General features: G+C 48.4%; 15 protein-coding genes and 1 tRNA gene. 12 read left to right on the forward strand and 4 right to left on the reverse strand.

Annotated elements, in window-relative coordinates; genetic code table 11:
- Window position 1 precedes the first annotated feature (1 nt).
- The 4 genes from OCU43_RS03100 (at window position 2) to OCU43_RS03115 (ending at window position 4,681) form a co-directional block, all read left to right on the forward strand.
- Window positions 2–1,618, forward strand: coding sequence for a DUF1302 family protein (locus OCU43_RS03100; protein ID WP_245756630.1), 1,617 nt, complete (start codon window positions 2–4; stop codon window positions 1,616–1,618).
- Between the two features lie 30 nt (window positions 1,619–1,648).
- A complete protein-coding gene (locus OCU43_RS03105) occupies window positions 1,649–2,959 on the forward strand; it encodes a DUF1329 domain-containing protein (protein ID WP_091361488.1) in 1,311 nt (436 codons plus the stop codon).
- A gap of 253 nt (window positions 2,960–3,212) precedes the next feature.
- Complete coding sequence (locus tag OCU43_RS03110) at window positions 3,213–3,392, forward strand: hypothetical protein (protein ID WP_091361487.1); 180 nt, start codon at window positions 3,213–3,215, stop codon at window positions 3,390–3,392.
- A 329-nt stretch (window positions 3,393–3,721) separates the two neighbouring features.
- Entirely contained in the window at window positions 3,722–4,681 is a 960-nt protein-coding gene (locus tag OCU43_RS03115) for a sensor domain-containing diguanylate cyclase (protein ID WP_217647477.1), read from the forward strand.
- A 61-nt stretch (window positions 4,682–4,742) separates the two neighbouring features.
- On the opposite strand, the gene OCU43_RS03120 is transcribed toward OCU43_RS03115, so the two are convergent.
- The 4 genes from OCU43_RS03120 to flgA form a co-directional block, all read right to left on the reverse strand.
- Window positions 4,743–4,818: transfer RNA gene (locus OCU43_RS03120), tRNA-Arg, on the reverse strand.
- A gap of 58 nt (window positions 4,819–4,876) precedes the next feature.
- Entirely contained in the window at window positions 4,877–5,365 is a 489-nt protein-coding gene (locus OCU43_RS03125) for a flagellar protein FlgN (RefSeq protein WP_175483599.1), read from the reverse strand.
- A 5-nt stretch (window positions 5,366–5,370) separates the two neighbouring features.
- Entirely contained in the window at window positions 5,371–5,685 is a 315-nt protein-coding gene (gene flgM, locus OCU43_RS03130) for a flagellar biosynthesis anti-sigma factor FlgM (protein WP_091361481.1), read from the reverse strand.
- 117 nt (window positions 5,686–5,802) lie between these two features.
- A complete protein-coding gene (flgA, locus tag OCU43_RS03135; protein ID WP_261832972.1) occupies window positions 5,803–6,360 on the reverse strand; it encodes a flagellar basal body P-ring formation chaperone FlgA in 558 nt (185 codons plus the stop codon).
- A gap of 221 nt (window positions 6,361–6,581) precedes the next feature.
- Between flgA and OCU43_RS03140 the strand changes: the two genes are divergently transcribed.
- The 8 genes from OCU43_RS03140 to flgG all read left to right on the forward strand — a co-directional run bounded on the left by OCU43_RS03140 (window position 6,582) and on the right by flgG (window position 13,981).
- Complete coding sequence (locus OCU43_RS03140) at window positions 6,582–7,517, forward strand: chemotaxis protein CheV (protein WP_091361478.1); 936 nt, start codon at window positions 6,582–6,584, stop codon at window positions 7,515–7,517.
- Between the two features lie 49 nt (window positions 7,518–7,566).
- On the forward strand, window positions 7,567–8,391 hold the full coding sequence (locus tag OCU43_RS03145; RefSeq protein WP_091361476.1) for a CheR family methyltransferase: 825 nt from the start codon (window positions 7,567–7,569) through the stop codon (window positions 8,389–8,391).
- A gap of 373 nt (window positions 8,392–8,764) precedes the next feature.
- Window positions 8,765–9,166, forward strand: a complete 402-nt coding sequence (flgB, locus tag OCU43_RS03150; protein WP_091361475.1) for a flagellar basal body rod protein FlgB — start codon at window positions 8,765–8,767, stop codon at window positions 9,164–9,166.
- A gap of 2 nt (window positions 9,167–9,168) precedes the next feature.
- Window positions 9,169–9,603 (forward strand): flagellar basal body rod protein FlgC, encoded by a 435-nt coding sequence (gene flgC / locus OCU43_RS03155; protein WP_091361473.1) that lies wholly within the window; start codon window positions 9,169–9,171, stop codon window positions 9,601–9,603.
- A gap of 41 nt (window positions 9,604–9,644) precedes the next feature.
- Complete coding sequence (locus OCU43_RS03160; RefSeq protein ID WP_091361470.1) at window positions 9,645–10,319, forward strand: flagellar hook assembly protein FlgD; 675 nt, start codon at window positions 9,645–9,647, stop codon at window positions 10,317–10,319.
- Between the two features lie 14 nt (window positions 10,320–10,333).
- Window positions 10,334–12,253 (forward strand): flagellar hook protein FlgE, encoded by a 1,920-nt coding sequence (locus OCU43_RS03165; RefSeq protein ID WP_091361469.1) that lies wholly within the window; start codon window positions 10,334–10,336, stop codon window positions 12,251–12,253.
- A gap of 162 nt (window positions 12,254–12,415) precedes the next feature.
- Window positions 12,416–13,159 carry a flagellar basal-body rod protein FlgF gene (gene flgF / locus OCU43_RS03170; protein ID WP_091361466.1) on the forward strand — a complete coding sequence of 248 codons (744 nt, stop codon included), beginning with the start codon at window positions 12,416–12,418 and terminating at the stop codon, window positions 13,157–13,159.
- A gap of 36 nt (window positions 13,160–13,195) precedes the next feature.
- On the forward strand, window positions 13,196–13,981 hold the full coding sequence (flgG, locus tag OCU43_RS03175; protein ID WP_091361464.1) for a flagellar basal-body rod protein FlgG: 786 nt from the start codon (window positions 13,196–13,198) through the stop codon (window positions 13,979–13,981).
- Window position 13,982 lies beyond the last annotated feature (1 nt).

Below are 13,982 nucleotides of genomic sequence, written 5' to 3' on the forward strand. Positions count from 1 at the left end.
CATGTCGAAAACAATAATAATGACGATGAATAAGGTGGCTGCCGGTGTGGCTATGGGAGTCACTGCCATGTCACTGGGACTAAGCACCGCTGCGGTTGCGGCCGATACTGAGTGGGCAGGTTTCGTCGAAAATGCCACCTACGTGCGTGATGGTGTTGGTTTATCTAAGTTCCGTAATACAGCCCAGGCAGAGTTTTCCAAACAGCTGGAAACCGATGGTTGGGATAACGTCTCAATTAACGGTACGTTGCGGGCCACCTATGATGGTGTTTACGATCTTAACAGTGACGAGTACGGCAAAGATGCACAGGCAAACTATCTGGGTGAAAACTGGCATGGTCAGGACATCTCGACAGCGATTCTGGCACCCGGAACACCACTGCCATGTGAGAATGATCCTCAGCTGTGTAACAACCTTGATGGTTATATGGATCAGTCTGAAAATGATGTCCGTTATCCCGATTTTAATGATCAGCTGGACTTTATCCGCGAACTCTATATCAGCGCCGATAAACAGCTGGACAGCGGTACTGTTCTGAATCTCAGTTTTGGTAAGCAACAGGTCGTCTGGGGTAAAACCGACCTGTTCCGCGTGCTGGATGTGATCAACCCGGTGGATTACTCCCGGCATAATATCTACGACGAGCTGGAAGATATTCGTATACCTCAGTGGATGCTCACCGCAGAGTGGCGCATGGGTCCAAATAAGGTATTTGATGATTCCAACTTCTCCCTGGTGTGGAATATTGATAAGTTCCGTCCCAGTAATCTGGGTACCTGTGGTCAGCCCTATGCAATTCTTGATGGCGGCTGTTTCTTTGCGTCACGCATTAACGGTGGTGGCCCCTACGTCATTAATGATGTGGTTGATTATGAGTGGTCACTGAGAAATACCCAGTTTGGTGCCAAGTGGGAAGGCGTTTATGGTGATACCACCTTCTCACTGAATGCACTGCACTATCGTCAACAGCTGCCTTCTATCCATGCGTTGGGCGGACCGGGTAGTAATTTCGGGTTGTTCGATATCCATTTCCCAGAGGTCAATCTTCTGGGCGGCTCAATCGATTACTACTCGATGGATCAGGATGCTGTCTGGCGTCTGGAGACGGCCTATACCGAGGGTGAAGAGTTAGCCCGTGATACCGATGGTTATAAGAAGACCGATATGCTTCGTTATGTAATCGGCTTTGACAAAAACATCATTATTCCTGAGCTTGGCACCAATAGTGCCTTCCTGTTATCCACTCAGCTGTTTGGTGAACATATTCTTGATCACGAAAGAGATATGCCCAACAAGAAGGATAACTGGATCGCAACACTGTTATTCAAAGGCTTTTATATGAATAACCGTCTCAGCCCGCAAATTATTATTGCCCATGATTTTGCAGCAGAAGCCACCGCAGTCGCTCCCAGCATTGACTATCTGATCAATGACCACTGGAAGGTTAATGCGGCTTTCAATATTAAAGAGGGCGGCAAGAAAACCTTCCCATGGTCTGTGGCCGGCGGTGCACCTGCAGGCGGTCAGACCGAGCCTTTGGCGCGATTCCTGAACGGCCCGATCGGTGTAGCCAATCAGGAAGACGAATTCCAGCTGTCCGTGCGTTACAGCTTCTAAATAAATATAACGATAAGAAGGTAAACCATTATGTTTAAGAAAACCTTTATCTCTCTGGCGTTGACGACGATTGTATCTGCGTCAGCAATGGCTGCCACTGAGCAGGATGTACAGAATGCATTTTATCCGTATAAAAATGGTGTCCCAACCTATCAGGGCTTAAGTGCCGGGATGACCATCAACCAGGCAAATGTTGATCAGTTTAAAGAGATTATCGATCCGGCGATGTATGATTTTATTAAAGCCGGTGATACCGAGATAAAAGTGGGTGAAACCACCTCTTTCGATCTCAATAAGAGCTATGTTGACGCGACCCGTAAGTATATGAACGATGTCAAACTGGGCGATAAGGTCGGTGAGATCAGCGGCTCGGTAGCGGGCCGTCCCTTCCCTCAGGAACCCTCCATGGATGATCCGCGTGCGGGTGAAAAGCTGGCGTGGAACTTCAAATATGGTTACAACTGGGGTGATTCTGCTGCGATCTGGCCGTTTTACTGGACCTTCAAAGATATGAACAGCGGCAAGGCTGAGCGAACACTGAAGTTCAATTTTAACTTTCTGAACTTTACTCATCGTACTCAGCAGGCCCCGGTTCCGGCCATTACGCCAAACCCTTCAAATCTGTTCCGCGCCACCTATCTGGAGGTACTGGAACCCTTTGATGTGAAGAACACTCAGTTGCTGATTCAGCGGTTTGAGGATGATCTTAAGCGGGACAACGCCTATCTGTATCTGGGTTTCCAGCGTCGCGTACGTCGTTTGTCTTCTGGTCAGGTTACCGATGCATTTCTGGGCTCGGATATTATGATCGAAGACTTTGAAGGGTATAACGGACGTATTTCCGATATGAAATGGACCTACAAAGGCACCCGCAACATGTTGCTGCCGATGTATAACCACAATGATATGCCATTGGATACCGAGATTCCTAAGGATGAAGACGGTTATCAGATGATCTCATACGGTGGCAAGGGTAACTGTTTCCCGAACGTTACCTATCAGCTGCGTAAGGTGTATCAACTTGAAGGTGAGCCGCTTGATCCAAACCATCCGATCAGTAAACGTCAGCATTTCATTGATGCACAGACATTCACTATTCCCCGTACAGTAACGTACGACAGAAATGGTGCAATCTGGAAGAGCTTCAGTATTGGTCAGGCGCATCCTGATCATCACCTGCCGCAGAACAAGGGCAGTGGTGTTTCAATTGATGACTCCTTTACCATGATCGACATGCAGGCGCAGCACTGTACTACGGGTCAGTTCAAAGGAATTATCGATCCTGAACTGACACCGGAGAGTAAGATGACGGTACAAAATCTGCGGGCCTCCGGTAGGTAATCGTCACGACAACGTCGTGTCGCATCAGCGGGGTATCGGAGATATCCCGCCTATCATCAGCATGACCCCTCCATGCTGTTGTGGTTTAGCACTCTTTTGGCCAGGGATGGTCTTTTTCTAACCGGGTCTGCCGATTCTTCTTCAGTGCATCTGCCAATAGCGGCTACGCCACTCTTTCGTCTGTAGCGGATATGTCTGCAATATCTATAGTGGTAGAATGATTCTACTTATTAAGATGTTAAAGGGTTTAGAGATGCTGCTTCATAATCGCAATATTATTCGTGTGGTGAAGGATGGTCAGGTGGCCAACTGTATTATTCTGAAAATGTGTTATGACTACGCCCTGGTTAAATATGAGGAGAAGGAGTACCGCATCCCCTATGCAGTCATCGATGAAGTAGTAGGGCATGAGTTACTGATGAGTAATGAGTAGCAACGGCTCATCGTTTGCGATGGCGGCATGTGGTTATCAACGTCAGCCGGTTATTATTCAGTTTAGCGTATCGACCTTCAGGTCCCCTGTTCGGGGGATTCTCTCAACTCACTCCCACTTTATACTCTGCTGTCTATCAGCGGGGCATTTTTTTTAAGATCCTCCTGCCTTATTTAAAAGCTCAATAAGAGCTTAATCTAAGGTGCTATAGGCCGTTTTTCATTCCTTGGTTACAATTGGATATTAAATCAAAGGCGGGCTAACAACCCCTGTTCTTGAATGCTCGATGCTGTATTCAACGTGGTAATTTGAATGAGAGCGATCTATCTGTGTCAAAAAAGAAGCTAGATGGAATCGGTATTGGAAATCTGCTGGATAACATTCCGATTCCTGCCTTCATTATCAATACTCAACATGTGATTACCCACTGGAATGTCTCACTGGAAATTGCTTCAGGACTGAGTAGTCGTGATGTGGTTGGTACTCAGGATCAGTGGCGACCCTTTTACAAGAATAAAAGGCCGACCATGGCAGACCTGATTGTCGCCGGGGTGAATATACCCGAGCTGGATCAGTTCTATGCAGCTAAGTATCATCCATCAGACGTTCTTCCGGGCGCCTTTATGGCAGAGGATTTTTTTCCTGATATCGGTATAGGAGGGGAGTGGTTATCCTTTACAGCCTCGCCTATCAAAGATGAAAACAGTGAGATTATAGGCGCTATCGAAACACTGGTGGTTATCTCTGATCGTAAGAAAGCTGAGTTTGAGTTAACCGAACGCGAGCAACGCTATCGAGAACTGAGCCAGGTTGATGACTTAACTCAGCTGTACAACGCCAGACATTTCTATAACGAGCTGGAACATGAGCTTGAAAGATCTCGCCGCTATAAGCAACCCCTGACGCTGTGCATGCTTGATCTGGATTTTTTTAAGGATGTTAATGATCGCTTTGGGCACCCGTTTGGCGATCAGGTACTGCGAAAATTAGGTTTTTTAATAAAGTCACATCTGCGTTGTGTCGATAGCGCTTATCGCTATGGTGGTGAGGAGTTCGTTATCATCATGCCGCAAGTGGAGATCAATGATGCATTCACCGCGGTGGAACGGCTTCGATTAGAACTATCAGAAGTGGATTTCAGAACCGGCTCAGGGCAGGTTATTAATGTCAGCCTGAGCGCCGGGCTGGTACAGGCGCAAGCGAGTGATAACAAAGAGTCTCTGGTTGCCAGAGCGGATAAGGCACTCTATCGGGCCAAAGGCGGTGGCCGTAATCGGACCTGTTATTAGCAGGAAGTACTCTTTCTGGGATCGTTTTATTAGTTGATAGCTGAAACGACAGAATCAGGAATGGCCTCCCCGAAGGGACTCGAACCCCTATCTAAGCCTTAGGAGGGCCCTATTCTATCCGGTTGAACTACGGGGAGGCAGTGGCAGGGATTCTACTTGTTCTGGCGCCTGAGGTCACGGGTAAATCGAAAAAAATCAGGCTTTTCCCAGGCTGTTCTGGGCAGCGTAGTTACCTTTTCCGCCGCTTTGATTGTAAAGGGTATTTTTCTGGTTCTGGCCTCTGATGATGCTCATCAGTTGTTCCAGGTTGCGGCTGTTGCGGCTGATGATAATCTCATTGCGCTTATTCTTATCATTGACCTGATGCAGTGCCTGCTCCAGTTCTATCCAGCATGAGCGGAATGACGTTGATTCAGTATTGTTTAGCTGTACCTGATAGCTTTGCAGACCCTCTTTGTCGGGGGTTATACCGGCAGCGATAAAGAGTTGATTGCGGGTCTGGTTGTTTTCTTCCAGTTGTTGAAGAATATCGGTTTTCTTTTCTACCAGTTCCTGTAGATGCTCGATGTTGCGCTGCTGAAGCGCCTGGTACTCTGCATCAAGCAATTCACTCAGTGCTGTAAGAAAAGTAATGCCCTGAGTGGTCAGGGCATTAATTTGATCGAGTGGTGGCTGTGCGCTCAACGGTATCAATCCAGCATGCTTTCGATCTGGAACAGACCGCGAGCGGTACTTTCATAGTTGATCTGATAACTGCCGTCATCTATTGCAGCTTTCAGCTCGGCAACTTTCTGCTCATTGACAGAGATGCCCTCTTCAACGACCTGTCCGACACTTTTCTGTACTGCCTGTGCAGCATCGCTCAGGCTGACTCCCGCTGAGACGGGTGTCTCTGGCGCAGTAGTCTGCTGAGATTTACTCCCGGCTGCAGGCTGATCATTTACCTTGGCACGAGAGTTAGCCGCCTGTGAAGAAGACGTTAAACCCGTGATATCAATAACCATTTTCTGGTCCTCATGCTGTTCTGAATACAGCTATCGGCGCGCTGGTGGAAAACTTTAATGCTATTTGTAAATTAATGAGCCCAGTATAGCAGCTCAAATATCGGCCTGCGAGGGCTGCTATTGACCATTGACTGAAACCACCCCCTGGCTCTTTACATATCCGTGAACCTGTTTGCCTGAACGGCTGTTGATTACACTGATCTGCTCTCCCAGAGAACCGTCCTGTTCGGCGGTACCGGTCATGCGGACGGTCATAGTCCCTTTTCTGGCTTCGATATAGACAAGGTCTCCTTTTCGGATCAGTAATCTTTTTTCAACCAGCGTCGGAGAGATGATCTGGTTAGAGGCAAGCGACCGCTTGACCTCTCTGCCGATCAGCTCTCCGGGGTTGGTAAAGTAGGCTGAAGACAGACTTTTGGTGTCATACTCTTTCAGATAGATATCAGAATCACCCAAAATGGTGCCTTTACTCAGTGCCCGGCTGGAGACCACAACAGGTTGCCACTGCTCAATGGTAGCAGTGATAAAAATAGTCCATACAGGTTGATTACAGATCGCTTTGGCCGTTATTCGGGTTGCCCTGCCGGGTGCATGAATAAAGGATATCGGGCCATTGCAGCGGCGTTTATCCAGGGTGGGTGCCAGGGGGGATACTCTGACGACAGTGCGCGCCATGGGGGCTGTTTTCTGGTACTGTTGCTCCAGGAATCGCTGTGCTTTTTGGCTAATCGAGTCTGTTTCAGCGGCCAGAGTGCTCTTTACTGGCACGACTAACATAGCTATAAGTGTGATTATTGTGGAGAATATGTTTTTTTTCACGCTTGATCCGGAAGTTCGCATTGCTACTCATCAATAATGTTGGCAATGTTCAGGTAACGCATAGTACAGAGAGCATCATGTCAGGTATAAACAGTACTGTAAACCAACGTACCAATATGGCGGGACAGAACCGCCTGGAACTGCTTTTGTTTGGGCTTAATGATGACCAGGAATATGGTATCAATGTCTTCAAAGTCCGGGAAGTTCTGACCTGTCCTGAATTGACAGGTATTCCAAAGCAGACCACTGCTCTTAAAGGCCTGGCCCATATCCGTGGGGAAACGATTCCGGTGATTGATCTTTCTCAGGCAATTGGCGCAGAGCCCATCCCCGCAGAGGATCGGTTGAACTGTTTTCTGATCGTATCAGAGTATAACCGCCGGGTTCTGGCGTTTTTGGTGCGCAATGTTGATCGTATTCTGCCTGCCAAATGGGATCAGGTCAGTCCTCCACCTATTGAAACCAATGAGAAGAACTATCTGACCGCCGTTGTTCAGCATGAAGGAGGCCTGATTGAGATTCTTGATGTTGAGCAGGTGCTGGCTGATCTTATTCCTGTGAGTACTGATGTAAAGACAACCAAAGTTACTGAGAGCTTCAAGAAGAATGCTGCGCAATACCATATTCTGGTTGTCGATGATTCCAGTGTGGCCCGGACACAGGTAAAGAAAGCACTGGAAAACCTGAATATAAAGGTGACCACGGCGAACGATGGTAAGGCGGCCCTTGATATGCTGACAGAGATGGCTGACAAAGATCAGCGGATGACCGATACGTTTCTGATGGTGATTTCCGATATCGAAATGCCGCAGATGGATGGCTATACTCTGGTGAAGAAGATTCGTGAGGATATTCGTCTCAAGCCTTTATACGTGATGTTACACAGTTCACTGAGTGGTCGCTTCAATCTGGCGATGGTGAAGCGTGTTGGTGCTGATGCCTTTATTGGCAAGTTTAATCCGGACGAGTTGGCTGAAGCGGTGATTCAGCGAATAGAGTCAGTAGAGGGGTGATTAATACAATACGCAAGAGGATGGTGTTCTGAACGGCCAGAAAATAAGGATTACTCAACAGGAGTTTGATCAGTTTTGCCAGTTTCTTGAACAGGCATGCGGCATACTACTGGCAAAACACAAGCAATACCTGGTGGAGAGTCGCTTAAGTAAAATTCTTATTGATGGGCAGTTTGATTCATTGGGTCAGCTTGTGGTAACTCTGGAACGTCCAGGCAACAGTCTTCTGAAAGAGGAGGTCATCAATGCGATGACGACCAATGAGACTCTCTGGTTTCGCGATATACATCCCTATGAAATATTAAAAGATAAGCTGCTACCTGAGCTGGCCGAAAAGCAGGCGGGCACTCAGCGGCTTAAGGTCTGGTCAGCCGCCTGTTCTACCGGACAGGAACCCTACTCTATCAGTATGATTATTGATGAGTTTAAGGAGCAGAACCCTGCAGCGTTCAGACTGGGTGAGGAGATTATTGCTACTGATATCAGCACCCGGGTATTGGAGCAGGCACGCCTGGCTGAGTATGAGATGCTGGCGCTGGGGAGAGGGCTGTCGCAGGATCGACTGAAGAAGTTCTTCGTACCGGGGAAACATGATGGCTGGTCCCTGTTGCCGAAGATTAAAAAACGGGTGACCTTCAGAGAGATGAACTTGCTTGGCGCCTATACAGGTATTGGTCCCTGCGATATTGTTTTTTGCCGTAATGTACTGATCTATTTTTCGTCTGAGCGTAAGCGTGAAATTCTGACGAAAATCCATAAAACACTCAAACCAGGTGGTTATCTGCTTCTTGGTGCATCCGAGTCTATTGGTGAGCTGAATAATCTGTTTGAAATGGTTCATTGCCGCCCGGGCATCATCTATAAAGCTAAATAACGCGCCCTGAGTGCGTTTTTTAGTTATGTGGCTCTCGTCGTTAGAACGTCACAAAGCGTGTGCCTTACTCATCGCTCGCAAAAACCTTCTTTGCAACTGTTCGATAGATCATTAAAACAGACAGCACTTTGTAAGCACGCTGTCATATCTGTGTCTATCAGGCCTGGACGGAAAATTTCATTTTTGGCCTCGCCCCCTCTATTGCCGCTCTCCGTTTTGCATTGCCGCTTTGCCGCTATCTCCCGGATAAGTGTTGCCGCATCGCCATAGGAAAAATATTAAGCCTTTGTTTTAAAAGTAATTATTTGTATTGGTATCGCTCTTGCATTGTTGGAGTAAGAAGATCTGAAACCGGACACTTTGAGGCAAATCGATGGCAATCAGCTTTGACAAAGCACTGGGAATTCATGAACAGGCGGTGGGCCTGCGAATTCAGCGTGCTGAAATTCTGGCAAATAATATCGCTAACGCTGATACGCCAAATTACAAAGCCCGGGATATCGATTTTAAAAGTATTCTGCAGGGTGTTCAGGAGGGGCAACAGCCATTGCAAATGGCCCGCACCCATGCCGGACACAACCAGGGATTAATCGACTCTGACTTTGCTGCGGAGTTGATGTACCGGATTCCCAGTCAGCCGAGTATCGATGGTAATACGGTGGATGTTCAGGAAGAGATGGCTCGTTATAGCAAAAATGCTGTTGATTATCAGGCTTCATTTCAGTTTCTGAATAAAAAGTTCAAAGGTCTTAGTAATGCGATTAGGGGTGAATAACCATGTCTCTGGGTAATGTTTTTGATATTGCAGGCTCAGCGATGAGTGCACAGACGGTGCGGCTCAATACCACTGCCAGTAATATGGCCAATGCTGAGAGTGTCAGCAGCAGTGCCGGTGAAACCTATCGCGCCCGTAAGCCAGTGTTTGAGCTGAAACAAACCGATAATCTGCAGCCTGGCGGAATACCCATGGGGACGCAGGCGGGTCAGGGGGTTTCAATCTCAGGGATCGTTGAAAGTGATGCCCCGCTGCGTCAGGAGTATAACCCGGATCACCCGATGGCGGATGAGAATGGTTATGTCTACTACCCGAATGTGAATGTTGTAGAAGAGATGGCGGATATGATCTCGGCGTCACGCTCTTTTCAGATAAATGCTGAGATCATGAATACGGCAAAACAGATGATGCAGAAGGCTCTGACGCTGGGCCAGTAAGCCTTAGTGATGCGATGAAAGCCTGATGTGAGGTATATGTTATGAGTGTTAACGACGTTTCGGGAACGCAATCGATCTACGACAAGATCAATGCGCAGAATCAGAGTAATTCCACATCGACACAGGGCAGTGGCAACGCTGACAGTGAGATGTTTATGAAACTGATGATTGCACAGTTGCAGAATCAGGATCCCACGAGTCCAGCAGAAACCAGCGAGTTTATGCAGCAGATCGCCAGTATGAGTACGGTGGAAAATATCGCCAAACTGAATACGACGATGGAAAACATGTCGGCTTCACTACTGTCCAGTCAGGCTGCGTTGCAGGCGTCGTCCATGATTGGTCAGGATGTTTATGCCAAGACTGATGTGGCTCAGGTAGGTGAATCAGGTGAAATCAGAGGGGTAGTTGAACTGCCTGTGAGCACCGAGAACCTGCGGGTTTCTATCTATGACAGCGCCAACAATCTTATTGATGAGGTTGAGATGGGTAGTCAGAGTAGTGGAGACCACTATTTTGTGTGGAATGCCGGTGATCGTCCTCCAGGGGAGTATCGGGTTGTCGCTGAAGCGCAGGTTGATGGTAATTATAAAACGGCTAGCAGCTTTATTGCTTATAACGTCAATAGCGTCACGCTGGGGCAAAATGGTATCGGTATGAAGGTAAATACCGATGCTGGCTCGGTCGACTTCAGTGATGTCAAACGAATTGGGTAAATCGGAGAAGAATCATGGCGGGTTTTAATACTGCGATAACAGGGCTTAAGGCGGCAACAACTAATCTGGATGTAACCGGTAATAACATCGCGAACTCCAGTACCATTGGTTTTAAGGCCTCGCGTACAGAGTTTGGTGATATTTATGCAACCGCGGTTGTTGGCGCCGGTTCCAGTAATGTCGCCGGTTCCGGTGTGACCGTAACGGATATTGCACAGAATTTTCAGGCGGGTACTACTGAATTTACCAATAATAACCTGGATCTGGCGATTAATGGCTCCGGTTTCTTCCAGCTGGATGATGGGCAGGGCGGAGTGACCTACACCCGTGCTGGCGCATTTGAGCTGAATAAAGATGGTTTTGTGGTCTCTAAGTCGGGTAAATATCTGCAGGGCTACGGTCTGGATTCACAGGGTAACCGTCTGCCTATCGGAAATCTGGCAGTTGACCAGAAGGAAAGTCCTCCCCAGGCAACTAACAATATTGGTTTGTCGTTTAACATCAATGATGCAGCGGACCCAACGCTGTTGAGTACGCCTTATGATAAGGATGTACCTTCTTCGTTCACTTACAGTACGACAGTGCGAACCTTTGACAGCCTGGGTAATGAAAACACGGTTAAATACAATATCGTTGAGCAGCGTCCGGTTCGTGATGTTTATACGGTTTCTGCAGCTGTGCCTACTAACTTAACGATCAGTGGTGTCAACGTTAGTTTTGATGCTGCCGGTACTCCTGATCCGGTTGCTCTGGATACCCTGAAAAGCACTGATAAGCGTATTGATACAACGACCCTTGCTTATAATGCTGCAGAGGGAACTATCAGTTTTGAGACCTATGCTAAATACAGCAGCTATGGTGATATGCTGATCAATGACGCCGGCGGTGCTGATATTACACCTGAGCCGACTGAGCGTGACGCAAACGAGAACTACTCCTATACCTTAGCGGTGCCTGCGGCTGATACAACCCTGACGATTGGCGGTGTTCCGATTGAAATTGCTACCAGTCCGACGGTGCCAACACTAAATGATATAGCTGATCAGATCCGTGCAAGAGAGACCGATATTAAAGACCGAAACCCCAATGTTGAGTCAGTGACGGTTGTGGATGAAGCGGGATCGTTCAGGCTGGATATCCGTTTTAAAGCGGACTACGGCAACATCGGCTCAGAATTCAGTGTCTCAGAGACCGGTGGAACTGTTTTGACAGCGATTCCAGAGCGTACCTATGAAGGCGATAACAGTTATCGTGGGCAGTATCAGATGTTCGCCTACCTTAACGGTACTGAACTGCTGGATATCGGTAAAAGTGTGGATCCGGGTGAGTCAGGTTTTGCAATTAAACCGCAGGATACCCTGAGTGAAGTGGGTTCTGTGATGCTGGGCTTCGATCCCACGACGGGTTTCCTGAACAGTGTCAACGGAACGACCTTTTCCCGCGGCGCCACCGCGCCTCAGTTAACCATTAAGGGTGCTGATCCGGCGAATACGGAGACTCTGATCAATCTGGATCTGTCCAATAGTACACAGTTTGCGTCCGCATCAATTGTTAAAGCGTCTTCTCAGGATGGTTACACCAAGGGGGACCTGATCGGGGTGAGCTTTGCTGAAACGGGTGAGATGGTTGCTGCCTTCTCCAATGGTCAGAAGCAGAACCTCGGTGTAGTAGCGTTCGCAACCTTTGAAAACCAGTCAGGCCTGCAGCCAGCGGGTGATACCGAATGGGGTGCAACACTGACTTCAGGTAATGCGGTGCTTAACCCTCCGGGAACTGGTTTGAACGGTAGCCTGCGTTCTGCCGCGCTGGAACAATCAAACGTTGACCTGTCCACTGAGCTGGTACGACTGATTGAGGCTCAACGTAACTTCCAGGCTAACTCGAAAACACTGGAAACCCTGAATACGGTGACTCAGGCTATTCTGCAGATCTGATTATGGTTTGATGCATTATTTTCAAAAGGCGACTTCGGTCGCCTTTTTTATGTCTTTTATAAAGATTGGCACAGCCGTTGCATTTTACAGGGTAGTGAATTTTTAACCCTAAAGCGGCAATGTCTGACCGGTTTAGGGTGCAAACGGCAAACGGGGAATCCAATGGATAAAGTGTTGTATCTGGCCATGAGTGGGGCGCGGGAGAATATGCGTTCACAGCAGGCCCATGCGAACAACCTTGCGAATGCGACTACAACCGGTTTTAAAGCTGACTTTGCCCAGGCCCGGGCGATGCAGGTTGAGGGGGATGGTTTTGCCTCGCGGGTGTATGCCATGGCCGAACGCCCCGGAACCGATATGTCCAGTGGCACCATGATGCAGACGGGCCGCTCGATGGATGTGGCCATTGATGGTGAAGGCTGGATGGCGGTTATCGATGCCAATGGTAATGAAGCGTATACCCGGCAGGGCGAGCTGCAGGTCAATCAGTTTAATCAACTGGTGACCCGCTCAGGTGACCGGGTAATGGGTAATGGTGGAATTCCCATCACCCTGCCGCCGTTTGAGAAGCTCGATATTGGTGGCGATGGCACCATTACCATAAAGCCCGCTGGAGAAGCGGCGACCGAGTTGGCTATTCTGGATCGTATTAAACTGGTTAAAGCGGAGCCGGGGCAGCTGTTTAAGGGGGTCGATGGCATGATGCACAGCGGCAATAATCAGCCGCTGTTGCCGGCCAATGATGTCAAAGTGCGTGCCGGATTTCTTGAATCGAGTAATGTGAACTCTATCTCTGAGCTGACATCAGTGATCGATCTGGCCCGTCAGTTTGAGATGCATGTCAAAATGATGAAGACCGCAGAAGAGAACTCCTCTGCAGCGGCTCGTATCTTGTCACTGCAATAATAGAATTTTGATAAATAACACAGGTGGAGAATAAGTATGCATGGCGCCCTATTTGTTGCTAAAACGGGTCTGAGTGCGCAGGACACCTCCCTGAAGGTTATTTCCAACAATCTGGCAAACGTCAGTACGGTTGGATTTAAAAAGGATCGGGCTGTTTTTGAAGATCTGATGTATCAGATTCAGCGTCAGCCAGGGGCGCAGACCGCGGAAGCATCGCAACTGCCTTCGGGCTTGCAACTGGGCTCTGGGGTAAGGGTTGCCGGAACGCAGAAACTGTTTCAGGAGGGAGAGCTGCAGACCACTGGCGAGTCGTTTGATATCTCCATAGAGGGACGGGGCTTCTGGCAGGTTACCCTGCCGAATGGTGATACAGGTTATACCCGTCACGGGCAGTTTCAGTTGAATGCTGACAATGAGATTGTCAATTCAGAAGGCTATCTGCTTGATCCGGGTTTAACGCTACCCTCTGGGGTGCAATCGATGACGGTGAGCGTCGATGGCATTGTTAGTGTAGTTGTTCAGGGTAATGTTAACCCACAGCAGATTGGCCAGCTTCAGTTGGCCGATTTTGCTAACCCTCAGGGGCTGCAAGCCTATGGCCAGAACCTTTATCTGGAGACCGCCGCCAGTGGCAACGCAGTGTTGTCTAACCCCGGAGAGGGGGGCACCGGACAGCTGCGACAGGGGATGTTGGAAGGCTCTAATGTTAACGCCGTGGAAGAGCTGGTGAATATGATTACCACTCAGCGTGCTTATGAGATGAATTCGAAAGTGATCTCAACCGCAGACCAGATGTTGTCCTATGTGACACAGAACCTGTAGA

The sequence above is a fragment of the Amphritea atlantica genome, assembly GCF_024347255.1.
Taxonomy (GTDB): Bacteria; Pseudomonadota; Gammaproteobacteria; order Pseudomonadales; family Balneatricaceae; genus Amphritea; species Amphritea atlantica.

Bases quoted from the DNA above. Each gene is read 5' to 3' on its own strand.
- flgB (WP_091361475.1), top strand. From the start codon at position 8,765: ATGGCAATCAGCTTTGACAAAGCACTGGGAATTCATGAACAGGCGGTG.
- flgA (WP_261832972.1), bottom strand. From the start codon at position 6,360: ATGGCGCGCACTGTCGTCAGAGTATCCCCCCTGGCACCCACCCTGGAT.
- flgM (WP_091361481.1), bottom strand. From the start codon at position 5,685: ATGGTTATTGATATCACGGGTTTAACGTCTTCTTCACAGGCGGCTAAC.
- OCU43_RS03105 (WP_091361488.1), top strand. From the start codon at position 1,649: ATGTTTAAGAAAACCTTTATCTCTCTGGCGTTGACGACGATTGTATCT.
- OCU43_RS03160 (WP_091361470.1), top strand. From the start codon at position 9,645: ATGAGTGTTAACGACGTTTCGGGAACGCAATCGATCTACGACAAGATC.
- flgG (WP_091361464.1), top strand. From the start codon at position 13,196: ATGCATGGCGCCCTATTTGTTGCTAAAACGGGTCTGAGTGCGCAGGAC.
- flgC (WP_091361473.1), top strand. From the start codon at position 9,169: ATGTCTCTGGGTAATGTTTTTGATATTGCAGGCTCAGCGATGAGTGCA.
- OCU43_RS03140 (WP_091361478.1), top strand. From the start codon at position 6,582: ATGTCAGGTATAAACAGTACTGTAAACCAACGTACCAATATGGCGGGA.
- OCU43_RS03165 (WP_091361469.1), top strand. From the start codon at position 10,334: ATGGCGGGTTTTAATACTGCGATAACAGGGCTTAAGGCGGCAACAACT.
- flgF (WP_091361466.1), top strand. From the start codon at position 12,416: ATGGATAAAGTGTTGTATCTGGCCATGAGTGGGGCGCGGGAGAATATG.
- OCU43_RS03100 (WP_245756630.1), top strand. From the start codon at position 2: ATGTCGAAAACAATAATAATGACGATGAATAAGGTGGCTGCCGGTGTG.
- OCU43_RS03110 (WP_091361487.1), top strand. From the start codon at position 3,213: ATGCTGCTTCATAATCGCAATATTATTCGTGTGGTGAAGGATGGTCAG.